This is a genomic window from Nonomuraea sp. NPDC004702 (genome assembly GCF_053601695.1).
In genome coordinates this window covers 38757-61589 of sequence record NZ_JBSGCE010000043.1, presented here as the reverse complement: position 1 = coordinate 61589, position 22833 = coordinate 38757, and the positions used below count along the sequence as shown (strand labels likewise).

Genomic DNA, 22833 nt, shown 5'->3' with positions numbered 1-22833 from the left:
TCACGTGCGCACACGGGCGTTCACGGCCGGTCTGGCCATGGTGACGATGCTGGCCGGCTGCGGCGGCCTGGAGGCGCAGTCGGGCGGCCCGGACCCGGCCAAACCGGACTCCGCGTCGGTCTCGGACGCCCGCAAGAAGCTGGACAAGCTCAAGGTCAAGGGACGTGCCCCGCGCACCGGCTTCGACCGCGACGAGTTCGGCCCCGCCTGGGCCGACGTCGACCACAACGGCTGCGACACCCGCAACGATATCCTCAAGCGCGACCTGAAGGACGAGACGTTCAAGTCGGGCACGCACGACTGCATCGTCCTCACCGGCACCCTGGACGACCCCTACAGCGGCAAGACCATCACGTTCAAGCGCGGTCAGGACACCAGCACGGCCGTCCAGATCGACCACCTGGTGCCGCTGTCGGACGCCTGGCAGAAGGGCGCGCAGCAGTGGTCGCCCGCCAAGCGCAAGGAGTTCGCCAACGACCCGCTGAACCTGCTGGCGGTGGACGGCCCGCTGAACAACCAGAAGAGCGACTCCGACGCGGCCACCTGGCTGCCGCCGCGCAAGGCGTACCGGTGCGCCTACATCGCCCGCCAGATCGACGTGAAGAGCAAGTACGACGTCTGGATCACCGACGGCGAGAAGAGCGCGATGGAAGGCATACTCAAGGACTGCTGAGAGCCCCGCCGGGGGCGGTCAGCGTCAGCTCCACGCGGGCCCCGCCGCCCTCGGGCGCCGAGACGGCGAGCGTGCCGCCGCACGACTCGGCGGTGCGCCGCGCGATGTCCAGCCCCAGGCCGGTCGAGCCGCCCCCGCTGATCCCCCGCTCCAGCGCCCCCGGGTCGAACCCCGGCCCCGAGTCCTCGACGACCAGCAGCGTCCCGCCCGGCCGGGACGACAACCGCACGGCCATGGCGGTCCCCTCCGGGGTGTGCGCGAACACGTTGCCGAGCAGCGCGTCCACGCACGCGGCCAGCTCCTCGCCGCCGACGGCGACCGGCGCGGGCGCGTCGGGCAGCGACACCGACACCGGCCGCCCCTGGTCCTCGGCCAGCACCGACCAGAACCGCACCCGCTCGCGCACCACCTCGGCCGCGTCGCACGAGCCGCGCCCGGCCGAGCGCCGCCGCGCCTCGGTGATGACCGCGCTGACCGCCCGCTCCAGCGCGTCCACCCGGTTCTGGACCCGGGCGGCCTCCTCCGGGTCGCGCAGCGACTCGGCCTCCAGCCGCAGCCCGGTCAGCGGCGTGCGCAGCCGGTGGGACAGGTCGGCGACCGACTCGCGCTCGGCGGCCAGCAGGTCGCCGATGCGCCCGGCCAGATGGTTGAGCGCCAGCGCCACCGACCGCACCTCCGGCGGCCCGCCCGGCTCGGCCCGCGCGCTCAGATCGCCGCCGGCCAGCCGGTGCGACACGCGTGCCAGCCCGACCACGGGCCTGGTCACGGCCAGCGCCAGCCGGTCGGCCAGCACGATGCCGAGCACCATGAGCCCCAGCCCGAGCACGAGCAGCGCCAGCCAGGCCGCCCGCACGCCGTGCGTCAGCTCGTCGTCCGGCACGAACACCCTGATCACGGCCGTGCCGTCGGGGGACTGCGCCGAGACCAGCACCTCCCGGCCGCCGGGGGCGACGGCGGTCACGCTGCGGCCCGTCGCGGCCAGCCGCACGGCGTCGGAGCGGGCGGCGGGCGCGCCCATCGTGCCCCCGCCGGGCAGGAAGACCGTCACCCGCCGCGGCACCTGCTCCACGGCCAGCGGCAGGTCGGGCGTGCCGACCGCGACCGCGACGGACTCGGCGGCGGCGGTGGCCCGGCTCATCGCGCCGTTCTCGGCCACGGTGCCGATCAGCAGCGCCATCGGCACCAGCAGGGCGATCAGCACGAGCGACGTCGTCGCCGCCACCAGCAGCGCCAGCCAGCGCCTCACGACGGCCCGACCAGCTTGACCCCGACGCCTCTGACGGTGTGCAGGTAGCGGGGCTCGGCCGCGGTCTCGCCGAGCTTCCTGCGCAGCCACGACAGGTGCACGTCCACGGTCTTGTCGGCGCCGCCGTACGGCAGCCGCCACACCTCCGTCAGCAGCTCGCGCTTGGTGACCACCTCGCCGGGCCGGGCCGCGAGGAAGTGCAGCACGTCGAACTCGCGCGGCGTGAGGTCGAGTGACACGCCGTCGAGCGTGGCCGTGCGCGCCCGGGGATCGACCCGCAGCCCGCCCACGGCCAGCGGCTCCGGCGCGGCCTCGCCCGCGCGCCGCAGCACCGCCCGCACCCGGGCGTCGAGCTGCCGGGCGCTGTACGGCTTGACCACGTAGTCGTCGGCCCCCGCGTCCAGGACGGGCACCATCTCGGCGTCGCCGTCGCGGGCGGTCGCCACGATCACCGGCACCCGGCTCACCGCCCGCAACATGCGCAGCAGCTCGACGCCGTCGAGGTCGGGCAGGCCCAGGTCGAGCACGATCAGGTCGGGACGGTCCTGCACGGCCAGCCGCAACCCCTCCAGCGCGGTCGGGGAGGAGGAGACCGCGTGGCCGAGATCGCGCAGGCCCCGGCTCAACGACGTCCGGATGGTCACGTCGTCCTCGATGAGCAGGATGTCAGCCATATACCCAAACCGTAGACGGTCCGTGGTGATGCACCGAGCACCGGTAGCGTCGCCTTAACCTGCGCTTAGCCGTACGTGGGGGAGGGTGGGAGCGTGAAGCGTCTCGTGCTGGCCTGGGCCGTCACCGCGGCCGCCGCGACCGGGGCGGCCGTGGCCGTGCTCGGCCTGCTCGGAACCGGGGTGACCGGCACGTCCAGCCGCGTGCTCAGCGGGCCGGAGGTGCGCGCCGCGCTCTCCACCGCCACCGCGCGCGCCGCCACGCCCATGCCGCGGACGTCCGCCCGCGCCCAGGACCGGCTCATGCGCACCGAGGCCGGCACGGTCATCGCCTCCTGCTCCGGCGGCCTGGTCACCCTGCGCTCCTGGAGCCCGGCCCAGGGCTACTCGGTGGACGGCGTCCAGCCCGGCCCGGCCCGCGAGGCGAAGGTCGAGTTCGAGCCGGAGGACGGCGAGGAGGTCGAACTCAAGATCTTCTGCACCCCCGACGGCCCCGCCACCCGCTGACCGGCCCGCCGGGGCGCGGACGCGTCACCGACCTCCGCGGACTTCCAGCGCCCCCAGCAGCTCCTCGGACGCCCTGGTGATCGCCTCCACGGCCCGGTCGAACGCCTCGGCGTTGTGGGCGGCCGGGGCGCGGAATCCGGAGATCTTCCGGACGTACTGGAGCGCGGCGGCCCGCACGTCGTCCTCGGTCACGCTCTCGGCGTACGGCGGCCGCAGGGTCTTGATGCTTCTGCACATGCTCTCAACGGTAATAGCCGATGCGCTGGCTTATCTCCCTCGCGCCCGCGGCCAGCAACTCACCGACCTCGGGCAGCCGCTCGGGCGTGAGCCGGTACGACGGCCCGGACGCGCTGACCGCGGCCACCACCGAGCCGTCGGCCCCCCTGATCGGCGCCGCCACCGCGTTCAGCCCGACCTCCAGCTCCTCCACCGTGGCCGCCCAGCCGCGCCGCCTGATCTCCTCCAGGCCCAGGCCGTCCGGGGAGGTGACGGTGCGGGGGGTGTAGCGCTCCAGCTCGCCGGCCAGGCGCAGGGCGCCGAAGGCGAGCAGCACCTTGCCGCTGGAGGTGGCGTGCGACGGGGTGCGCTGGCCGACCCAGTTGTGGCCGCTGATCGCCGCCGGGCCGCGCACCTGGCTGATGTTGACCGTGTCGCCGTCCTGGGGGACCGCGATGTTGACGGTCTCGCCGACCGCCTCGGCCAGCCGCAGGCAGACCTCGCGGCCCTCCCTGGACAGGTCGAGCTGGGCCGTGGCCGCGCCGGCCAGCCGGACGACGCCGAACCCCAGCCGGTAGCGCCCCCGGTCGCCGCTCTGCTCCACCAGCCCGCCCTGCTCCAGGGCGGCCAGCAGCCGGAACGCGGTGGACTTGTGCACGTCGAGCTCGACCGCGAGGTCCGTCACCCGGGTGGCGCCCTCGCGGGCCAGGATCTCCAGGATCGCGATGGCCCGGTCGACGGACTGAACCGTCGTGCTGTTGCTCACAGCGCAACAGAATAGCCGCCGGAGCCGTTCGGCAGGCGCTACTTCGACGAGGCCGGGGCGAGCTCGCGGCCGAAGTCGGCGGCGATCCTCCGCATGCCCTCGGCCAGCTCGTCGCGGTCGAGGGCGTCGATGCGCTCGGCCGGCCCCGACACCGACATCGCGGCCACCACCCGCTCGCCGTCCCGGACGGGCACCGCCAGGCAGTGGACGCCCAGCTCCTCCTCGCCCAGGTCCGTCGCGTAGCCGCGCTCCTTGACCCGGCCGAGCTCGGCCAGCATGCCGGCCGCATCGGTGATCGTGTTCGGGGTGCGCCGCGGCATGCCCGTACGCTCGAACACCGCCATCGCCTCCGCGGCCGCCCGCCCGGCCAGCAGCGCCTTGCCCACGGCCGTGCTGTGCGGCAGCACCCGCCTGCCGACCTCGGCGAACATGCGCAGCCTGCGCGGCGAGGGCACCTGCGCCACGTAGACGACGAAGTCGCCTTCGAGCACCGCCAGGTTCGCCGTCTCGCCGGACAGCTCCACCATCCGCGTCAGGTACGGCTGCGCCCACCCGCCCACCATGCTCTCCGCGATGCCGCCCAGGCGGACCAGCCCGCCGCCCAGCGCGTACCGTCGGTCGGACTCCTGGCGCACGTAACCGCGGGCGAGCAGCGTCTGCAGCAGCCGGTGGATGGTCCCGTACGGCAGGCCCGTCCGCGCCGCTATCTCCGACAGCCCCGCCTCGCCGCCGTGCTCGGCCAGCGCCTCCAGCACGTCGAGCGCCCGCTCGACCGACTGCACGCTCACAACGACACCCCGCGCAGGGAGGCGTCCAGCACTTCGGCGGTGTGGGCCACCCTGATCTCCTTCCCGGCCCGGCGCATCGCCGTGGCGATCTGCATCGTGCATCCCGGATTGGCCGAGACCAGCAGCTCGGCCCCGGTCGAGGCGACCGCCCCGGCCTTCCGGTCGCCGAGGTCGCGGGCCGCCTCCGGTTGCAGGATGTTGTACGTCCCCGCCGACCCGCAGCAGATCGCCGACTCGGGGACCTCCCGCAGCTCCAGCCCGGGGATGCCGCGCAGCAGCTCGCGCGGCTGCGCCCGGACGCCCTGGGCGTGGGCCAGGTGACAGGCGTCGTGGTAGGCGACGGTGAGCGGCAGCGGATGCCGCCTGGCCGCCGGGCCCAGCTCGGCCAGGAACTCCGACAGGTCCCGCACCCGGAACCCGGGATCGGCGCCGAACAGCTCGCCGTACTCCTTCATGACGGAGCCGCAGCCGGCCGCGTTCACCACGACCGTCTCGACCCCCGCCCGCCGGAACGCCCTGACCGTCCGGCGGGCCAGCCGCCGGGCCTGATCGGCGCGCCCGGCGTGCACGCTGAGCGCCCCGCAGCAGCCCTGCCCGGCCGGAACGAGCACGTCGCAGCCCTCCAGCGCGAGCACCCGCGCGGTGGCCGCGTTCACCTGCGGGAAGAACTCGCCCTGCACGCACCCGGTGAGCATCCCGACCACGGCCCTGCGCCTGCCCCTGGCCCTGACCAGGCGCGGCAGGCGCTGCCGGTGCTCCACGCGCGGCGCGAGCGCGGCCATGGCGCCCAGGCTCGGATGGACCCGCGTCAGGAACGGCGCCATCCGCCCGGCCAGCCACATCGTCGGCCGCAGCAGCCGCAGCCTGCGCGGGTAGGGGAACAGGCTGAACACGATCTCCCGCACCGCCCGATCCCGCGGCTCGCGCACGTGCGTGCGCTCGACCTCGGCGCGGGTCTGCTCGATCAGCCGGTCGTAGCGCACGCCCGACGGGCACGCCGTGACGCACGCCATGCAGCCCAGGCAGGCGTCGAAGTGCCCGGCCATCTCAGGGGTGACCGGAACGCCCTCGACGTGCTGCTTCATCAGGTGGATGCGCCCGCGCGGCGAGTCCATCTCCTCGCCCCACAACGCGTACGTCGGGCACGTCGGCAGGCAGAACCCGCAGTGCACGCAGTCGCCGATCAGCTCCGGGTCCATGGTCACAGGCCTCCCGCCAGCCGTCCGGGCGACATCATGCGCCCGGGGTCGAACCGTTCCTTGACCCGCCGCATCAACGGCAGCGCGCTCACCCGCCCCCACCTGTCGACCCCGGCATACGGCGCGGCCAGCACGTTCACCCGGCCGCCCGCGGCCTCGACCCGCTCCCGCAGCCCGCTCACCAGGCCAGGCAGCGCGTCCTCGGCGACGGGCGCGCCCGGCTCCAGCAGCACCCGGCCGGCGACCACCGATCCGCGCAGCGACAGGCCGCACCCTTGCGCCGCCCGCAGCACGGCGCCGGCCGCCGCGGGCGGGAAACGCACCTCGACCAGCACCTCACCCCGTGGGACGACCCCCCACCAGGACGGCGGCTCGCCGGTCACCGCCCCGCCGCCGGTCAGGTCGCGCAGCGTCTCGGCGCGCGCCCGCGCGGCCGTGCCCTCCACCAGCACCGCCAGCGTCACCGGCCCGCCCGGCTCCGGACGGTCCACCTCGACCGCGCTCGGCTCGGCCTGCGCGGCCGCCAGCGCCGCCGCGACGCCCGGCACGTCGTCCGCGGGCATCCCGGCGACCACCCAGCACCGCTCGCCGGGCAGCGGATGCAGCCGGAACGTGGCCTCCGCGATCACCCCGAGGGTGCCGTACGAGCCGGTGAACAGCTTGCCGAGGTCGTAGCCCGCGACGTTCTTGACCACCTTGCCGCCCGACCGGGCGACCGTGCCGTCGGCCAGCACCACCGTGACGCCGATGAGCAGGTCCCGGGCGGTGCCGTAGCGGAAGGCGCGAGGGCCCGGCAGGGCGGCGGCGAGGGTGCCGCCGACGGTGGCCTGCCCGGCGAACGGCACGTCGAGCGCCAGCTCCTGCCCGCGCGCCGCGAGCGCCGCCGCCAGCGCCGCCGTCCGCACGCCGGCCTGCGCGCGCACCACCAGGTCGCCCGCCGCGTGCTCCAGGACCGCGTCCAGGCGGGACAGGCCGAGCAGCACGTCGCACCGCTCCGGCGGCGGACCCCAGTGCAGCTTCGTGCCGCCTCCCGCGGGCACCACCGCCAGGCCGGCCGCGGCGCACGCGCGCAGCACGGCGGAGACCTCCTCGACGGTCCCCGGCAGCGCCACCCACCGGGCGCCCCACCGGTGCGCGGGGTCTTCGGGCCCGGCCGCCCTGACCGGCACGCCGGCGCCCGAGAACGGATCCGCCATCAGAACTGCTCCGCCCTGCCCGACTCGACCAGCGGGTGCGCGCCCTTGCGCACGCCCGGCACCTCGCCGCACAACCGCGGCGTGGGGAACACCTTGCCCGGGTTGGACAGGCCACCCGGGTCGAACGCGCACCGGACGAGCTGCATGGTGTCCAGATCGGCGCCGGTGAACATCTTCGGCATGTAGCGGGCCTTGTCCACCCCGACGCCGTGCTCGCCGGTGATCGAGCCGCCGTGCTCGACGCACAGGTCGAGGATCGCGCCCGAGACCGCCTCGGCCCGCTCGCCCGCCCCCGGCTCGGCGTCGTCGAACAGCACCAGCGGGTGCAGGTTGCCGTCGCCGGCGTGGAAGACGTTGGCCACCCTGATGCCGTGCTCGCGCGAGAGCCGGTCGATGGCCGCCAGCACGCCGGGCAGCGACGTGCGCGGCACGACGCCGTCCTGGACGATGTAGGCCGGGCTGATCCGGCCGACCGCGGCGAAGGCCGACTTGCGCCCCTTCCAGATGGCCGCGCGCTCCTCGGGACCGGCCGCCACACGCAGCTCGAAGGCGTCCGAGCAGATCTCCGTCAGCCGCGCGAACTCCCGCTCGACCGACTCCCGCGGCCCGTCCAGCTCCACGATCAGCACCGCGCCCGCCCCCCGCGGGTAGGAGCAGGCGACCGCCGCCTCGGCGGCCGCGATGGCCAGCGCGTCCATCATCTCGATCGCGGCCGGCACGATGCCCGCCCCGATGATCGCCGACACCGCCCGGCCCCCCTGCTCGATGTCCTCGAACGCGGCCAGCACCGTGGTCACCGCCTCCGGCGCCCGGCTCAGCCGCACGGTGATCCTGGTGGCGATGCCCAGCGTGCCCTCCGAGCCGACGAACGCGCCGAGCAGGTCGTAGCCCGGGTCCATGCGGTCGAGGACGACCCGGTCGCCGTCGGGGGTGACGATCTCGCACGCCTCGACGTGGTTGACGGTGAAGCCGTACTTGAGGCAGTGGGCGCCGCCGGAGTTCTCCGCCACGTTGCCGCCGATCGAGCAGACCTGCTGGCTGGAGGGGTCGGGGGCGTAGTAGTAGCCCGCGTCGCGCACGGCCTCGGTGATGGCCAGGTTCGTCACGCCCGGCTCGACCACGGCCCTGCGGTTGGGCAGGTCGATCTCCAGGATCCGGCGCATCTTCGAGGTGACGATGAGCACGCCGTCCTCGCGGGGGAGCGCGCCGCCGGACAGGCCCGTGCCCGACCCCCTGGCCACGAACGGCACCCCGAAGTCGTTGCACGTCCGGACGACCCCGGCGACCTGCTCGGCCGTCGCGGGCAGCACGACCACGCCCGGCGTCGCCCGGTGGCTGGTCAGGCCGTCGCACTCGTAGGTGCGCAGGCGTACCGGATCGGTGATCACCGAGTCGGGAGGCAGCAGCGAGCGCAGCGCCGCCGTCAGCGTGTCGAGCACCAGTCACTCTCCAGATCCGTCACCTCTAGTGTGCGACTGTTTCCACCGGTCTGGCCAGTTTTCGGAGGCGGTTTGGCTGGGTTTCGGGGGGCCGCTTATGTCCGGCGCTTGAGGTCCGCTTATGTCCGGCGCTGGCGCGCCGGACATAAGCGGAAATTTCAACATCTACGGCATCTGGGCGTACGCCGGCAGCGTCAGGAACTCGGCGAAGTCGTCGTCCAGCGCGACCTCCTTGAACAGCGCCGTCGCCTGCCCGAACAGCCGCTCGTCGTAGCCCGGCTCGGCCGAGATCCGGGCCAGCTCCTCGGCGATGATCCGCTCGACCAGCTCCTTGGTCACCTGCTCACCGGTGTCGGCCAGCGTGATGTCGTTGTGGATCCACTGCCAGATCTGCGAACGGGAGATCTCGGCCGTCGCGGCGTCCTCCATGAGGTTGTGGATCGCGACCGCGCCCAGGCCGCCCATCCAGGCGGCCAGGTAGCGCAGGGCCACGTCGACGTTGTTGCGCAGGCCCGTCTCGGTGATCTCGCCGGGCGTCTCGGAGACTGACAGCAGGTCGGCGGCCGAGACGCGGACGTCCTCGCGCAGCTGGTCGAGCTGGTTGGGCCGCGCCCCCAGGACGCCGTCGAACACCTCGCGGCACACCGGCACGAGGTCGGGGTGCGCCACCCAGGAGCCGTCGAACCCGTCGCCCGACTCGCGCGTCTTGTCCGCCCGCACCTTCTCCAGCGCCACCGCGTTGACCTCGGGGTCGCGCCGGGAGGGGATGAACGCCGCCATCCCGCCGATGGCGTGCGCGCCGCGCTTGTGACACGTGCGCACCAGCAGCTCGGTGTAGGCCCGCATGAACGGCGCGGTCATCGTCACCGCGTTCCGCTCGGGCAGCAGGAACTCCCGCCCCCGCGTGCGGAACTTCTTGATCACGCTGAACAGGTAGTCCCAGCGGCCCGCGTTCAGCCCGGCCGAGTGGTCGCGCAGCTCGTAGAGGATCTCCTCCATCTCGAACGCCGCCGGATAGGTCTCGATGAGCACGGTCGCCCTGATGGTCCCGTACGGGATGCCCAGGAGCTCCTGGGCCCGGGTGAACACGTCGTTCCAGAGCCGCGCCTCCAGGTGCGACTCCATCTTCGGCAGGTAGAAGTACGGCCCCTTGCCCTTGTCCAGCTGACGCTGCGCGCAATGGAAGAAATAGAGCCCGAAGTCGAACAGCGATGCCGACACCGGCCGCCCGTCCACCTGGGCGTGCTTCTCGTCCAGGTGCCAGCCGCGCGGGCGCACCACGATCGTGGCCAGCTCGTCGTCGGGCCGCAGCGCGTACGTCTTGCCGCCGGTCTCGAAGTCGATCGCCCGGTCGAGCGCCTCGCGCAGGTTGAGCTGCCCGGACACGCAGTTCTCCCACAGGGGGGAGTTGGCGTCCTCGAAGTCGGCCAGCCACACCTTGGCGCCGGAGTTGAGCGCGTTGATGGTCATCTTCCTGTCGACCGGCCCGGTGATCTCGACACGGCGGTCCTCCAGGCCCGGGGCCGGCGGCGCGACCTGCCACTCGCCCTCCCTGACCTCCTTGGTCTCCGGCAGGAAGTCGAGCGTCCCGCCGGCCGACAGCTCCGCCTGACGCGTCTGGCGGGCTTCGAGCAGCTCCAGCCGCCTGGCGCCGAACTCCCGCTGGAGAGCCGCCACGAAGCCGAGCGCCTCCGGCGTGAGGATCTCGTCGAACCGTTCGAGCATCGGGCCGGTGATCTCCATGTCCCCCTCTTTTCCGTAGAGTGGAAAACTGATTCTGGATTGTGGAAGTGAAGCTACTCCGCTCAGGGTTCCCGGGTCAAAGGCTGGGGTACCCCTGGGGCGTCTTCGGGGGCATCCCCGATGCGGAGGGGGTCATGCCCGCGAAAGGATCGGGGCATGAAGACGATTGCTGTGGCGGGCGGGCTGCTGGCCGCCGCGCTGGTGCTGACGGGTTGCCGGATCGAGAGCTTCGGCGGTTCCACGAACCAGGACACCGTGTCCTACCAGGTGACGGACAAGGTTTCCAAGCTGCAGGTGAAGAGCGACGCCGGCGACACGGTGATCACCGAGACCGACGGCACCGCCGTCCGGGTCGTCGAGACGTTGCGCTGGCGGGGCGACGACAAGCCCAAGCCGCAGCACAAGGTCGAGGGCCAGGCGCTTTTCGTGACGTACGACTGCCCGTCCAACTGGGGGAGCTGCAGCGTCGACTACAAGATCGAGATCCCCAGGGGGCTGGCCGTCGACCTCGACAGTGACTCGGGTGACATCACCTTGCGGGCGCTGAGCGGTCAGCTCGACGCGAAGCTCGACTCCGGCGACCTCGAAGGCTCCGGCATGACCGGCAAGAAGGTGTACGTCCAGGCCGACTCGGGCAACGTCGAGCTCAAGTACGCCACCGCGCCGGACAGAGCGGAGCTGCGGGCCGACTCGGGCGACGTCGTCCTGAGGGTGCCCACGGGGTCCTACGACGTGAAGACCGACGTGGACTCCGGCGACGCCACCGTCTCGGTCAAGTCCGACCCGAGCTCCCCCCACAAGATCTCGCTGACCGCCAGTTCCGGCAACGTGACACTCTCGGCGGGATAACCAGGTGATGACGCCGGGGATGTCGTGCCACCATCGTGGGAAGACACCGAGGTGTCCAGACGTTCCCTCATAGAGATGACACGAATGCACGAATACACCGCGCTCGACGAGTTCGAGACCGGCGACATGGACCTCGAGGAGCGCCAGGCGCTGCGCCGCGTGGCGGGCCTCTCCACCGAACTCCAGGATGTCTCCGAGGTCGAGTACCGGCAGCTGCGGCTCGAGCGGGTCGTCCTCGTCGGTGTCTGGACCTCCGGAACCGCCGAAGACGCCGAGAACTCCCTGCTGGAGCTCAAGCTCCTGGCCGAGACCGCCGGGTCCGAGGTGCTCGAAGGGCTCATCCAGCGGCGCCAGAAGCCCGACCCGGCCACCTACATCGGCTCGGGCAAGGCCCTGGAGCTGCGCGACGTGGTCGAGTCGACCGGCGCCGACACCGTGATCTGCGACGGCGAGCTGACCCCCGGCCAGCTCCGCCAGCTGGAGGAGACGGTCAAGGTCAAGGTCATCGACCGTACGGCGCTGATCCTCGACATCTTCGCCCAGCACGCCAAGAGCCGTGAGGGCAAGGCCCAGGTCGAGCTGGCGCAGCTGCAGTACCTGCTGCCGCGCCTGCGAGGCTGGGGTGGCAACCTGTCCCGTCAGGTCGGCGGTCGCGCCGCGGGCGGCGTGGGCATCGGCGGCCGCGGCCCCGGTGAGACCAAGATCGAGCTCGACCGGCGCCGCATCCGCGACCGCATGTCCAAGCTGCGCCGCCAGATCAGCGGCATGTCCACCTCGCGCGAGACCATGCGCCACCGGCGCCAGCGGCGCGAGGTCCCGGCCGTGGCCATCGCGGGCTACACCAACGCTGGCAAGTCCTCGCTGCTCAACCGCATCACCGGTGCGGGCGTGCTGGTCGAGGACGCGCTGTTCGCCACGCTCGACCCGACCGTGCGCCGCGCCCGCACGCCGGAGGGCCGGCTGTTCACGATCGCCGACACCGTCGGCTTCGTGCGCCACCTGCCCCACCAGCTCGTCGAGGCGTTCCGGTCCACGCTGGAGGAGGTCGCCGACGCCGACCTGATCCTGCACGTCGTCGACGGCTCGCACCCCGACCCCGAGGGGCAGCTCGCGGCCGTCCGCGAGGTGTTCGCCGACATCGAGGGCGCCTCCGAGGTGCCCGAGGTCGTGGTGATCAACAAGGCCGACGCGGCCGACCAGGAGGTGCTCGACCGCATCGCCAGGCGCGAGCGCGACAGCATCGTGGTCTCCGCCCGCACCGGCAAGGGCATCCCCGAGCTCATGCGGCTCATCGAGGAGCGGCTGCCGCGCCTCGACCACGAGGTCCACCTGCTGGTGCCCTACGACCGGGGCGACCTGGTCTCGCGGGCCCACAAGGAGGGCGAGGTGCTCTCCGTGGAACACGTCCAGGACGGCACCGTCCTGCACGCCCGCGTGCTGCCGAGCCTGTTCCAGGAGCTGGAGCGGGTGGGCAAGCCGGTCGAACGCGTCTCTTAGCGGGACGGCTGGGCAGCTCTCGCTCAAAGTAGCGCAGAGCTGCCCAAATAGTGCAGTGGTCCCGGAACCCTGGGGTTGCTAGGATGGCCAGACCTAACGTTGGTCTGGTTTTTTGGTTTCGGTTCTGGGTTTCGGATGATGACGTTGAGTGCGGCAGTCGTCAGCGGGGGCCAGGGGGGCAAGGCGTGGCTGGGTGACGGATGGGATGAGTGGTCTTTCTTCCGAATAACCCTGTACACCAAGCCCGGCTGTGAAATAACGTAACTGAACTGAAATCGCCGGGTCATGTCTCCGGCGATACGGTCACCGCACAACATCACGCGGATGAGAGCAGGAGACCCCCCATGTCGTCCGGACCCGGAGCGGACTCAGTGGGCGCGGCACAGGCCGTGCGCTGGGTGTTGCGCCTGCAGGGGGCGGTGGTGCGATGACCGTTCGGCTCTTGACCAACATCGGCCGCCTGTGGACGGGTAACGAGGTCCTCAGCAACGCGGCCATCCTCGTGCACAACGACCGCATCGCCTGGGTCGGGCGGGCGCCCGACCTCCCGCAGAGCGTGCCCGGCGTCGTCGACGACATCGTCGACGTCGACCACGTGGAGAACCTCGGCGGCGCGCTCGTCACGCCCGGCCTCATCGACGCCCACACGCATCCGGTCTACGCCGGCAACCGCTACGCCGAGCTGGCCATCCGCACCGGCGGCTCCAGCGCGGCCTCGATCACCGCGGCGGGCGGCGGCGTCGGCTCCACCGTCACCGTGACGCGCGGCACCGACCCCTGGACGTTGTGCAACGGCGTGCGCGAGCGGCTGCGGAGCTGGCTGCTCAGCGGCACGACCACCGTCGAGGCCAAGACCGGCTACCACCTCACCCGCGACGGCGAGCTGGCCGACGTGCGGCTCCTGCGCGAGCTGGAGAAGGAGCCGATGATGCCGCGGGTGCACGTCACCTTCCTCGCGGCGCACGTCGTGCCTCCCGAGTACTTCGGCCGTCAGCGCGAGTACGTCGAGGCCGTGGGCGCCTGGTGCGCCGACGCGGCGGCGGCCGGCGCCGACAGCGTCGACGTCTACTGCGACGAGGGCCACTTCACCACCGAGGAGTCCCGCTGGGTCCTCGCCTCGGGCCGCAACGTGGGGCTGCTCCCGCGCATCCACGCCGGCCTGTTCAGCCGTCGCGGCGCCGTGCAGCTGGCCGCCGAGCTCGGCTGCGCCTCCGCCGACGGTCTGCACCACATGTCCGACGAGGACATCGCGATCATGTCCCGCTACGGCGTGCCCGCGGTGGTCTGCCCGGCCACGGCGCTGCAGCGCGGCCACGTGCCGCCGGTCCGTCAGATGATCAAGCACGGCGTGCAGATCGCCCTCGGCAGCGACCACAACCCCGGCTACTGCGGCATCACCTCGATGTCGCTGGTCATCGCCATGGCGGTGTCGGCGTTCGGCATGAGCGTCAACGACGCGCTGCGCGCGGCCACGCTGGGCGGCGCGACCGTCCTCGGGGCGCCCGACCGCGGGGTGCTGGCTCCCGGGCGGCTGGCCGACATCGTCCAGTGGGACGCCGACCACGAAGGCGCCTTCGCCTGGTCCTTCGGGCTCAAGCCGCGCCGGGTCTGGCGGGGCGGCACGCCGGTCCAGTAATCCCGGACTCGGGAGCGGGTGGCTAATCTCGGGATATGCCGCCCTCTGTCGCTGTTGTCACCGATTCCACCGCTTACCTGCCCGCTGTGCCCGGTGTGACGGTGGTGCCGGTACAAGTGGTCGCCCGCGGCATCCCACGCGACGAGGACACCTTCACCGGCGACCTGGCCACCGCCACCACCTCACGTCCGTCGCCCGCGCGCTTCGCGGCCTGCTACGACGAGCTGGCCGCCGCCGGCGCCACGGGCGTGGTGTCGATCCACCTGTCCGGCGAACTGTCCGGCACCGTCGAGTCCGCCCTCGCGGCGGCCAAGGACGCGCCGGTGCCGGTGGAGGTGATCGACAGCCGGTCCATCGCGATGGGCCTGGGCTATCCCGTGCTGGCGGCGGCGCGCTCGGCCGCCGCAGGAGCCTCCTTGGGCGACGTGGCCGACGCCGCCCGCCGCACCGCCGCCGTCACCCGGACCTTCTTCTACGTGGACACCCTGGAGTACCTGAGACGGAGCGGCCGCATCGGCGCCGCCACGTCGTTGTTCGGGTCGGCCCTCATGATCAAACCGCTGCTGCACATCGTGGACGGGCGCATCTCCCTGCTGGAGAAGGTGCGGACGTCGGGACGGGCGATCGCGCGGCTGGAGGACCTGGCGGTGGAGGCGGCCGTGGAGCTGGGCGGGGCCGGGGTGGCGGTGCAGCACATGGGGGCTCGGGGGCGGGCCGAGGCGTTGGGGGAGCGGTTGTCGAAGCGGGTGGCGGGGGGTTGTGAGGTGCGGGTGGTGGAGGTGGGGGCGGTGATCGGGGCTCATGTGGGGCCCGGGATGCTGGGGGTGACTGTTACGGCGTACGAGGGGTAGATCGGCTTTTTTTTTGAGGGCCTTTCTCTGGTCGGTGCTGTGTTTTCCACAGTCGTCTCGTGTACTGGCTCCGTCGTCCCCAGAATTCGGTTCGGTAGCTCGGAGGTGGGGGTGACATCCCTAGGTTCGTCGGCGTGCGATCTCAGGACCCGACGGCAGAGCGGACCATAGCCGAATCCAGGCTCCGGTCGATCACGAGTCCTGCCCGGCGGCCGCGTCCGGGACGACGCAACCGACATCCATACGGCGACGAGGCCCAGAACCTTCCGACCTCCCGACTCAGCGCATCCCCATCACCCTCTGCGCCTACTTCTTCTGTGAGCGCTTCTCCTGCGCTCGGTGCTCCTGTGCTCGATGCTCCTGCGTTCGCGTCTCCCGGGCGGTGGGATGGGCGCGGGGTTGAGCCCTGCTCCGAGCGGTGGGATGGGCGTGGGGTTGAGTCAGCTTCCGAGCTGTGGGGCGACCGTGGGGTTGCGCCTTCCCGCGAGCCGGGGAGTGAGGGCGGGGATGAGCCTTCGTCCGAACTGTGGAGTGAGCCTCGGCCTGAATCGTGGGGCGGGCGTTCGGCGGGGCCTCAGGCGATGTCGCAGCCTGAGCAGCAGGTAGTGCGGCAGGATGAGCCGGAGGAGAGCGTCCCCGGAGCCGAGCGTCGGGCTGGGCGTCGGAGCGGGCCGGGGATCGAGCCCCAGGCCGCCGCAGGGGCGCCCCCGCACATCCCTCGGCGGGTCACAGGCAGCCCAGCACCCATGCCCCCGACCTTCCAAGCGTTCCGCGACGCCATCACCTCGGCCCAGCCGTCCACCACCATCGATCTCAGCAAGCCCGGCCTGCGCGTGCTCGTCGCCGTCGGTGCCCTGGCCGTGGCGGTCGCCGTCTTCTTCGTCTGGCGCTCCCAGCCCACTCCGGAGCCCCTCCCGCCGCCACCTGCGACAACCCCTCCATCCCCGTCCCCGACCGCTGCCAAGGTGACCGTCCAGGTGGCGGGCAAGGTCCGCAACCCCGGCGTCTACCTGCTCCCGCAGGGCTCCCGTGTGACGGACGCGGTGACGGCGGCGGGCGGGCTCAAACACGGCGCCTCCACGGGCCCTCTCAACCTGGCCCGACGCCTGATCGACGGAGAGCAGATCATCGTGGGTGCCCCCTCTGCGGTCGTCGCCGCCGTACCTCCCGGATATCCCGGCGCGGACCCCGCCACAGCCATCCTCGACCTCAACGCCGCCACCCCCGACCAACTGGAAGAACTCCCGGGAGTGGGAGAGGTGCTGGCCGCCAGGATCGCCGAGTTCCGTACCGCCCACGGCGGCTTCACCAGCGTGGACCAGCTCCGCGAGGTGAGTGGCATCGGCCCGAGAAAGTATGAGGAAATCAAGCCGAAGGTCCGCGTCTGACATGCCGTCCTTCAACGACCCCTCGGCCCCCGGCCCTTCTGCCAGCCCCATACGCCCCGTTGCCACCGCCCCTCTGAGTCTCGCCGCCACCGATCCTCTGCGCCTCGCCGCCACCGATCCTCCGCGCCCTGCCGCCACCGACCCTCTGCGCCTGGCCACCGCAGGCGGCGGCGAGCACAAGCGCTCCTGGACACTGGTCCTCCCGGCGCTGTCCGCTTGGGCGAGCGCCCTGATCATGCTCGGCCAATCGCCCATTGTGGGTATGACGACAGCCGCCGTCACCGCCCTGGCCGCAGGCGTCCTGACCTGGCGCACCCGCTCACCGTTCACCCGCTGGCCCCTCATCGGTTCGCTGATCAGCAGGTTCCTGCCTGCGTCGTTCGGATCCGTTCTGTCCGCCCTCCCACTGCTCCCACCGTTCAGGCCCCACCGTTCGTCGCCCCCTCCCTCAGGACGGATCCCTCCCGGTCGGCCTTCGCCCTTCTTGGGGGCTTGGCGGAACGTGGTGCTCGCGACACTCATCTGCGCGGCGGCGGCCTCCGCGTCTGTCGCCTTCCGCGTCCAGGCGTTGACCACCGGCCCAGTGGCTGAACTCGCCGCCAGTAACGCGAACGTGACCGCTCAGATCGTCCTGTCCGACGACCCGAAGCGCAGGCCACGCAGAAGCGGCCACTTCAACCGGGACAGCTACGTGATCCCGGCCACCCTCAAGATCATCGAGCTGGCTGTGCGACAAAGAGGCAGATCCACTACTGATGGCCCTGAGGGGAACCGTCCCGACGTCCCTGGAGGCAGTGACGGAGGTGTGGCGCAGGCATCTCCGCCACCGGAGCGCCAGGCCGTCGACGTCCCCATCACGGTGTTCGCCGGCGGCAACGCCTGGAGCAGCCTGCTGCCGAGCCAACGCCTCCAGGTCACCGGTCGCCTGGCGCAACCAACGCCCGGCGACCTGGTGGCAGCCATCCTCCTGGTACGAGGCGAGCCCCGCATCCTGACGCCGCCTTCGTCCATGCACACCATGGCGGGCACCCTCAGAACCGGCCTCCGGACAGCCGCCGACCCTCTCCCGCCCGACCAGCGCGGCCTCCTGCCCGGCCTGGTCGTCGGAGACGTCTCCCGCATCGACCCTCAGGTGGCCGCCGACCTCAAAGAGGCGGGCCTGAGCCACCTGAACGCCGTAAGCGGCGCGAACCTCGCCATCGTCGCAGGCGCCGCCCTGGCACTCTCCCGCCTGGTCGGCCTCTCCCTGCCGCTGAGAGCCGTCTTCGCGGCTGTCGCGATGCTCGCGTTCACCGTGGTGGCCAGGCCGTCCCCGAGCGTTCTGCGTGCCCTGTTGATGGGCCTGGCCGCCGCCCTCGCCCTGGGTACCGGGCGGGCGAAGGACGGCCTCGCCGCCCTCTCGGCAACCGTCCTCTTGCTGGTTCTGTTCGCGCCGGAACTGGCACGTTCGTACGGCTTTGCCCTCTCGGTCGCGGCCACCGCCGGCATCCTCCTCCTCGCACCACGCTGGCGCGACAAACTCTCCACTCCACCACCGACGGAGACCGGCGACCGCGACGCCACCGAAGCGCCCACGACGACAGACCGGAAACCGGAGAAGGGAAGGGAACGCGGCAACGTACAGGGGCGTGCGGCAAGTGCATCCGAAGAGGCCGGCGACTGCCGCGCGACCTCTCCCCTCGAAGCCGCGTCCACCGGACGACGACGTGCCGTCGCAAGGATGCGCCGCTTGCCGAGATGGCTGGCGGAGGCGCTGGCCGTGTCGGCTGCCGCGCAAGCGGCCGTGACGCCCGTCCTGGTGCTCATGTCGGGTCAGCTGACGCTGGTGGCGGTGCCCGCCAACCTGCTCGTGGCTCCCGCCGTGGCTCCCGCGACCCTGCTCGGTTTCGCCGCCGCCCTGGTGGCCCCGATCTGGCCGGACGCCGCCGGCATGCTGGTCATCCCGGCCGGTTACGCGGTGGGCTGGATCGTCACCGTGGCTCGCTGGGCCGTGAACGTCCCTCTCGCCACCCTGCCCTGGCCGGGCGGCCTCCCCGGTCTGGGGCTCCTCGCCCTCGCCGTGGCCGTCGCGATCCCGGTGCTCAGGCACCGCCGCTGGCGGACGATGGCGCTGCTGACGGCAGGGGCCGCTCTGGTCGCCGTGCTGGTGATCCGTCCGCTGGCGGGAGCTTGGCCGCCCAAGGGCTGGTTGATGGTGATGTGCGACGTCGGGCAGGGCGACGGGCTGGTGGTGGCGGCCGGACCTGGACGAGGTGTGGTCGTGGACACCGGCCCGGACCCGGTCGTCATGGATCGATGCCTGCGCAGGCTCGGCGTCGAGGACGTTCCCCTGCTCGTCCTGACCCACCCGCACGCCGACCACGTGGACGGCCTGCCAGGCGTGCTCAGGAACCGACGCGTGGGAGCCGTGATCGTCAGCCCTCGGCCGACGGCGGTGCAGTCCAGCGCGCGGATCTCGGCCGTACTGGCTCGACACCGGATTCCCGAAGGGAACGCGGAACCTGGCACGCGATGGCGGTTCGGCCCGTCCGAGCTCACCGTCGTCGCCCCTGACCCGACGTCAGGCGGGAGCAACGGCCAAGGCGAAGGCAGCGTGATCAACAACTCCAGCGTCGTGATCCACGTACGCTGGCGCGCCGGTTCCGCCCTGCTCGCCGGAGACCTGGAGACCGAGGCCCAGGACGATCTCGCACGCCACCTCGCCCTGCGTGCCGACATCCTCAAGACCCCGCACCACGGCTCGAATCGCCAGTCCCCGGCCTTCCTCGGCTCGCTGGGTGCACGGGCCGCCCTGATCAGCGTGGGCGCCGGCAACGACTACGGCCACCCGGCCACATCGACCCTCGCCCTCCTCCACCGCCTCGGCACCGCCATCTACCGCACCGATCGATCGGGTGACCTGGCAGTCGTCGAACACGAAGGCAGCCTGGCCGTAGTCCCCCGTGGGCCATGAGTGATCCGACACCGAACGAGCGCGACCCAGGCTCATTGAGGCGGAAGGGGGCAGGAACTGGCACCGGTGGGTCGCACGAACGGATCAGGAACTGGCCACCGGAGCCGTGGTCGAGGCATGAGCGGGTCACGGGCTGGTGACGTCTCACACCTGGTGGCAAGCCGGTCTTCCGGACGGGGGTGACGCTGGGGCTCGGGCCGGTGCCCCTTCACGTCCGATGGGGGAGCTGATCCCCTGGACGGGCATGTCAGCGGTTCTTGGGGCGGTGACCGTTCGCGCCTGGTGGCGAGCCGGTCTTCCGACGGGGATGTCAGTGGGGCGAGGGACGGTGTCTCTTCATGCCCAGTTGGGTCTCTGGGCCGGTTGGAGGAGCCCGGGGCAGTAAGGGCTCCCCGCCGACGTGGGCCGCTCGAACGGCTGCCGGGTGTTCTGTCGCATCAGAAGGCCGGCCTGCAGATCCTCTGTGCGGTTGATGCAGCGTTCCTGCCGAGAGATCGGCTTGCCGCCGGCGTGGAGAGTCACCGGCGGCCCGCTCCCCACCCTCTCGGCAGTGTTTGCGCTGCTTGCAGAGGTCAGGGGCAGGTGTGACCATCAGCCACCGTGAAAAACGCGGTCCTCTGCGGCGGCCGCTTTTTGGGAGGCCAGGGCCACTGGCGTCCGGCCAGGGCCCCTGGCCTTCGGGAGGCCATGGCCACTGAGGGTCGGGGTCGGCGGTGGTGGCACGGGCGGGCCTTGCGGCGTGGCGGCCCACGGCCGGTCGGTGCGTGGGGCCGTTCGAGGGTGCCCGGATGGGTCGAGGTATGCGGGCAGGGCGTCGCGAGTCGGCCCGCTGAGCCGAAAACGGGGGGCAGATTCACTTGGCATCGTTCATGTGCGACATGCTACTGTCCTCTTATCATTCAACTTCTGAACGATTTTGGGAGAGAATAGTGATCGACCCCCGTACCGTGCAGATCGTCTTCGCGGACCTGCAGGACAGCATCGTCGCCCTGAGCAGCACGAACAGCCCCGACGTCATCAGGCGGTCGGCTGGCGTGCTCGCCGCGGTCGCGCAGGCGCTGGACATCCCCTTCACCGTGTCGGTCGCCCCCAGGCCCGGTGGGCCCGGTGTCATCGCCGAACTTCCCGAGGCGTCCCCCTTCGTGCGCGGCGGACCGTGCTGCTGGGACGACCAGGCATGGCGCGAGGCGATCGCCGCCGAGGGCCGCAAGACGCTGGCCGTCTGCGGTGTGACCTCGGAGATCGTCGTCCTGCACACCGCGCTCGACGCCCTGGCTGACGGCTACGACGTGATCGTGCTGGTTGACGCGAGCGGCGGCATGTCGGAGCGCACGGAGAGCGCGGCCTTCCGCCAGATCGAAGCGGCGGGTGGCACGGTGACGTCCGTGGCGAGCTTCGTCACGAGCATGGTGCGTGACTTCACCGCCCCCGTCGGCCGCGGCGTCATCACCGCACTGCACGGCCTGGCGGGCTAGCGATCACGGCCGCGCCCCTCGCCCTCAGTCCGCGCCCCTCACCCTCCGACTGCGGCTCTCGCCCTCCGACTGCGGCTCTCGCCGTCAGGCTGCGGCTCTCGCCGTCAGGCTGCGGCTCTCGCCGTCAGGCTGCGGCTCTCGCCGTCAGGCTGCGGCTCTCGCCGTCAGGCTGCGGCCTCGCCCGCCGAGTGCGGCCTTCGCCGTCAGGCCGCGGGCCGAGGGCCGCGCCGTCAGTCTCCGTCCTCAGCCCAGTCCTCCGTCCAGTCCTCCCGGAAGAAGTTCCATGACTGGCGCCTCATCTGCACCGCCTCGGCAATGACGTCGTGGCGTGCTATCTCGTCGACACCAGCGAGGGCATCACCCTGATCGACGCGGGACTGCCTGGCCACTGGCGGGATCTGCAGCGCGAGCTCCGTTCCCTCGGCAAGTCCGTGGATTAGGGCGGCCGCGTGCAGGCGGACGGCACGTCGTGCTACTTCGCGATCGCCTCGCGGACGGACGGCACGATCTCCTGGGCCCAGCGGGCCAGCGTGGTGAGGTCGGTGGCGCCGTGGCCGGCGGAGAAGAGGACGAAACCCGAGGCGTCGTGCTCCAGCACCGCTTCGGTCAGCTCCTCGACCCACTGCCCGACCGAGCCGCCGATCCAGCGTCCGTCGTGGTCGCGGGTGGCGGGCAACGGGCGGTCGGTGATGCGGCCCGGGAAGTTGTAGATCGTACGGATCTCGCGTGGGTCGCGGCCCACCGCGGCGGCCGCCTCATCGATGATGGGCCGCGAGGCGCGATACCGCTCGCTGCGCCAGTCGGCCGCGTGGCCGGGGATCCAGCCGTCGGCCACCCTGCCCGTGGCGGCCAGGGATTTGGGCCCGTTCGAGCCGGTCCATACCGGGGGTGCGGCCACGGGGGCGGGCTCGATCCCGCGTACCCGGTAGTGGCGTCCCTCGTGGGTGACCGGCGCGCCGCCGCCCGACAGCTTCCGGATCAGCACGATCGCCTCCTCGAAGGCGTCCACGGCGTCGCCGGGGGACTGCCGGGGCACGCCCATGTCGGCGATGCGGTCCCACAGCCCGCCCGCGCCCATGCCGAGCACGACGCGGCCGTTCGACAGCGCCGACAACGACGTCACCGTCCTGGCCAGCATGGGGGCGGGCCTGGTCGGCAGGTTGGTGACATTGGCCAGACCGGCGATGTGCCGCGTGCCGCCCAGCAGGAAGCCGATCGTGGCGTAGGCGTCCAGGCGCTCGCCGAGATAGGGATGGTCGGACAGCGAGAAGAGATCGAGCCCGTCCCGGTCGGCCTGCTGAACCATGCGCAACAGCTCGGGCAGGTCCTCGAAACCGGAATGCGCGCCGAAACCGAACACCACATCAGATGCAGACACAGTATTGCCTTTCATACGTCACACGGAGAAAAAGAGGAGGTCACCAGGCTTACGCTTCTGGTGCGGGTTTGGAGCCGTGGGACCAGGCGGCGGAACAACTCGTCCAGCCTGGTCGGGGGTGCTTGCGGTACTGTCGCGCCTGCCGTCCCCTTGGGCGAATCGGCGGCCGATGATCTGCCCGGTGCGGCCGTCGGCATAGACGTCGGCGGTGTCGAAGGAGTCGATGCCATGCTCGTGTGCGGATCCATGATCGCGTGACTGTCTGATTCGGACGTCTCCGCCTCGAAAATCATCGTGCCCAGAGCCAACTGGGGCACCGACAGACCGACTGCTCGGCGAAGCGATTGCCGGACGGGCCCTCG

19 protein-coding genes are annotated in these 22833 nt (G+C 71.9%); 9 read left to right on the top strand and 10 right to left on the bottom strand.

The window, feature by feature from the left end; all coding sequences use genetic code 11:
- Positions 1 to 4: 4 nt before the first annotated feature.
- Positions 5 to 673 carry an HNH endonuclease family protein gene (locus ACWEJ6_RS38075; protein WP_452430163.1) on the top strand — a complete coding sequence of 223 codons (669 nt, stop codon included), beginning with the start codon at positions 5 to 7 and terminating at the stop codon, positions 671 to 673.
- Here ACWEJ6_RS38075 and ACWEJ6_RS38070 read toward each other — a convergent pair.
- Together ACWEJ6_RS38070 and ACWEJ6_RS38065 are read right to left on the bottom strand one after the other, a co-directional pair.
- Entirely contained in the window at positions 660 to 1919 is a 1260-nt protein-coding gene (locus tag ACWEJ6_RS38070; protein ID WP_387672373.1) for a sensor histidine kinase, read from the bottom strand. The genes ACWEJ6_RS38075 and ACWEJ6_RS38070 overlap by 14 nt on opposite strands.
- On the bottom strand, positions 1916 to 2593 hold the full coding sequence (locus ACWEJ6_RS38065) for a response regulator transcription factor (RefSeq protein WP_352322768.1): 678 nt from the start codon (positions 2591 to 2593) through the stop codon (positions 1916 to 1918). The genes ACWEJ6_RS38070 and ACWEJ6_RS38065 overlap by 4 nt, the downstream gene beginning before the upstream one ends.
- 93 nt (positions 2594 to 2686) lie before the next feature.
- Between ACWEJ6_RS38065 and ACWEJ6_RS38060 the strand changes: the two genes are divergently transcribed.
- Positions 2687 to 3097, top strand: a complete 411-nt coding sequence (locus tag ACWEJ6_RS38060) for a hypothetical protein (RefSeq protein ID WP_352322769.1) — start codon at positions 2687 to 2689, stop codon at positions 3095 to 3097.
- 24 nt (positions 3098 to 3121) lie between these two features.
- Here ACWEJ6_RS38060 and ACWEJ6_RS38055 read toward each other — a convergent pair whose 3' ends face one another.
- From ACWEJ6_RS38055 to aceB, 7 genes are all read right to left on the bottom strand, one after another.
- Positions 3122 to 3334, bottom strand: a complete 213-nt coding sequence (locus tag ACWEJ6_RS38055; RefSeq protein ID WP_352322770.1) for a DUF2277 domain-containing protein — start codon at positions 3332 to 3334, stop codon at positions 3122 to 3124.
- A 4-nt stretch (positions 3335 to 3338) separates the two neighbouring features.
- Complete coding sequence (locus tag ACWEJ6_RS38050) at positions 3339 to 4079, bottom strand: IclR family transcriptional regulator (protein WP_358291960.1); 741 nt, start codon at positions 4077 to 4079, stop codon at positions 3339 to 3341.
- Between the two features lie 38 nt (positions 4080 to 4117).
- The gene (locus ACWEJ6_RS38045) at positions 4118 to 4861 is read right to left on the bottom strand and encodes an IclR family transcriptional regulator (RefSeq protein ID WP_397161071.1); all 744 of its coding nucleotides are present in this window, start codon (positions 4859 to 4861) and stop codon (positions 4118 to 4120) included.
- Between the two features lie 2 nt (positions 4862 to 4863).
- Positions 4864 to 6066 (bottom strand): (Fe-S)-binding protein, encoded by a 1203-nt coding sequence (locus ACWEJ6_RS38040; protein ID WP_452430186.1) that lies wholly within the window; start codon positions 6064 to 6066, stop codon positions 4864 to 4866.
- A 2-nt stretch (positions 6067 to 6068) separates the two neighbouring features.
- Positions 6069 to 7262: an FAD-binding oxidoreductase gene (locus tag ACWEJ6_RS38035; protein WP_452430160.1), complete on the bottom strand. Its 1194-nt coding sequence runs from the start codon at positions 7260 to 7262 to the stop codon at positions 6069 to 6071.
- Positions 7262 to 8701 (bottom strand): FAD-linked oxidase C-terminal domain-containing protein, encoded by a 1440-nt coding sequence (locus tag ACWEJ6_RS38030; RefSeq protein ID WP_452430158.1) that lies wholly within the window; start codon positions 8699 to 8701, stop codon positions 7262 to 7264. Before ACWEJ6_RS38030 ends, ACWEJ6_RS38035 begins: the two co-directional genes overlap by 1 nt.
- A gap of 165 nt (positions 8702 to 8866) precedes the next feature.
- Complete coding sequence (aceB, locus tag ACWEJ6_RS38025; RefSeq protein WP_452430156.1) at positions 8867 to 10444, bottom strand: malate synthase A; 1578 nt, start codon at positions 10442 to 10444, stop codon at positions 8867 to 8869.
- A 156-nt stretch (positions 10445 to 10600) separates the two neighbouring features.
- Between aceB and ACWEJ6_RS38020 the strand changes: the two genes are divergently transcribed.
- From ACWEJ6_RS38020 to ACWEJ6_RS37990, 7 genes are all read left to right on the top strand, one after another.
- On the top strand, positions 10601 to 11293 hold the full coding sequence (locus ACWEJ6_RS38020) for a DUF4097 family beta strand repeat-containing protein (protein WP_452430154.1): 693 nt from the start codon (positions 10601 to 10603) through the stop codon (positions 11291 to 11293).
- A gap of 84 nt (positions 11294 to 11377) precedes the next feature.
- The gene (gene hflX / locus ACWEJ6_RS38015) at positions 11378 to 12790 is read left to right on the top strand and encodes a GTPase HflX (protein ID WP_352352434.1); all 1413 of its coding nucleotides are present in this window, start codon (positions 11378 to 11380) and stop codon (positions 12788 to 12790) included.
- Between the two features lie 427 nt (positions 12791 to 13217).
- Positions 13218 to 14426, top strand: coding sequence for an imidazolonepropionase (gene hutI / locus ACWEJ6_RS38010; RefSeq protein ID WP_125633626.1), 1209 nt, complete (start codon positions 13218 to 13220; stop codon positions 14424 to 14426).
- A gap of 35 nt (positions 14427 to 14461) precedes the next feature.
- A complete protein-coding gene (locus tag ACWEJ6_RS38005; RefSeq protein ID WP_452430152.1) occupies positions 14462 to 15277 on the top strand; it encodes a DegV family protein in 816 nt (271 codons plus the stop codon).
- A gap of 746 nt (positions 15278 to 16023) precedes the next feature.
- Complete coding sequence (locus tag ACWEJ6_RS38000; protein WP_452430149.1) at positions 16024 to 16665, top strand: helix-hairpin-helix domain-containing protein; 642 nt, start codon at positions 16024 to 16026, stop codon at positions 16663 to 16665.
- A 1-nt stretch (position 16666) separates the two neighbouring features.
- Positions 16667 to 19618: a ComEC/Rec2 family competence protein gene (locus ACWEJ6_RS37995; protein ID WP_452430147.1), complete on the top strand. Its 2952-nt coding sequence runs from the start codon at positions 16667 to 16669 to the stop codon at positions 19616 to 19618.
- Positions 19619 to 20547: 929 nt separating this feature from the next.
- On the top strand, positions 20548 to 21093 hold the full coding sequence (locus tag ACWEJ6_RS37990; protein WP_452430145.1) for an isochorismatase family protein: 546 nt from the start codon (positions 20548 to 20550) through the stop codon (positions 21091 to 21093).
- A 472-nt stretch (positions 21094 to 21565) separates the two neighbouring features.
- On the opposite strand, the gene ACWEJ6_RS37985 is transcribed toward ACWEJ6_RS37990, so the two are convergent.
- The gene (locus ACWEJ6_RS37985) at positions 21566 to 22471 is read right to left on the bottom strand and encodes an LLM class flavin-dependent oxidoreductase (protein WP_452430143.1); all 906 of its coding nucleotides are present in this window, start codon (positions 22469 to 22471) and stop codon (positions 21566 to 21568) included.
- Positions 22472 to 22833: the final 362 nt, after the last annotated feature.

What these genes read in the sequence shown, in the direction of transcription:
- ACWEJ6_RS38065 (WP_352322768.1), bottom strand. Translation starts at nt 2,593, where the DNA reads ATGGCTGACATCCTGCTCATCGAGGACGACGTGACCATCCGGACGTCG.
- ACWEJ6_RS38055 (WP_352322770.1), bottom strand. Translation starts at nt 3,334, where the DNA reads ATGTGCAGAAGCATCAAGACCCTGCGGCCGCCGTACGCCGAGAGCGTG.
- ACWEJ6_RS38040 (WP_452430186.1), bottom strand. Translation starts at nt 6,066, where the DNA reads ATGGACCCGGAGCTGATCGGCGACTGCGTGCACTGCGGGTTCTGCCTG.
- ACWEJ6_RS38035 (WP_452430160.1), bottom strand. Translation starts at nt 7,262, where the DNA reads ATGGCGGATCCGTTCTCGGGCGCCGGCGTGCCGGTCAGGGCGGCCGGG.
- aceB (WP_452430156.1), bottom strand. Translation starts at nt 10,444, where the DNA reads ATGGAGATCACCGGCCCGATGCTCGAACGGTTCGACGAGATCCTCACG.
- ACWEJ6_RS38020 (WP_452430154.1), top strand. Translation starts at nt 10,601, where the DNA reads ATGAAGACGATTGCTGTGGCGGGCGGGCTGCTGGCCGCCGCGCTGGTG.
- hflX (WP_352352434.1), top strand. Translation starts at nt 11,378, where the DNA reads ATGCACGAATACACCGCGCTCGACGAGTTCGAGACCGGCGACATGGAC.
- hutI (WP_125633626.1), top strand. Translation starts at nt 13,218, where the DNA reads ATGACCGTTCGGCTCTTGACCAACATCGGCCGCCTGTGGACGGGTAAC.
- ACWEJ6_RS38005 (WP_452430152.1), top strand. Translation starts at nt 14,462, where the DNA reads ATGCCGCCCTCTGTCGCTGTTGTCACCGATTCCACCGCTTACCTGCCC.
- ACWEJ6_RS38000 (WP_452430149.1), top strand. Translation starts at nt 16,024, where the DNA reads ATGCCCCCGACCTTCCAAGCGTTCCGCGACGCCATCACCTCGGCCCAG.
- ACWEJ6_RS37995 (WP_452430147.1), top strand. Translation starts at nt 16,667, where the DNA reads ATGCCGTCCTTCAACGACCCCTCGGCCCCCGGCCCTTCTGCCAGCCCC.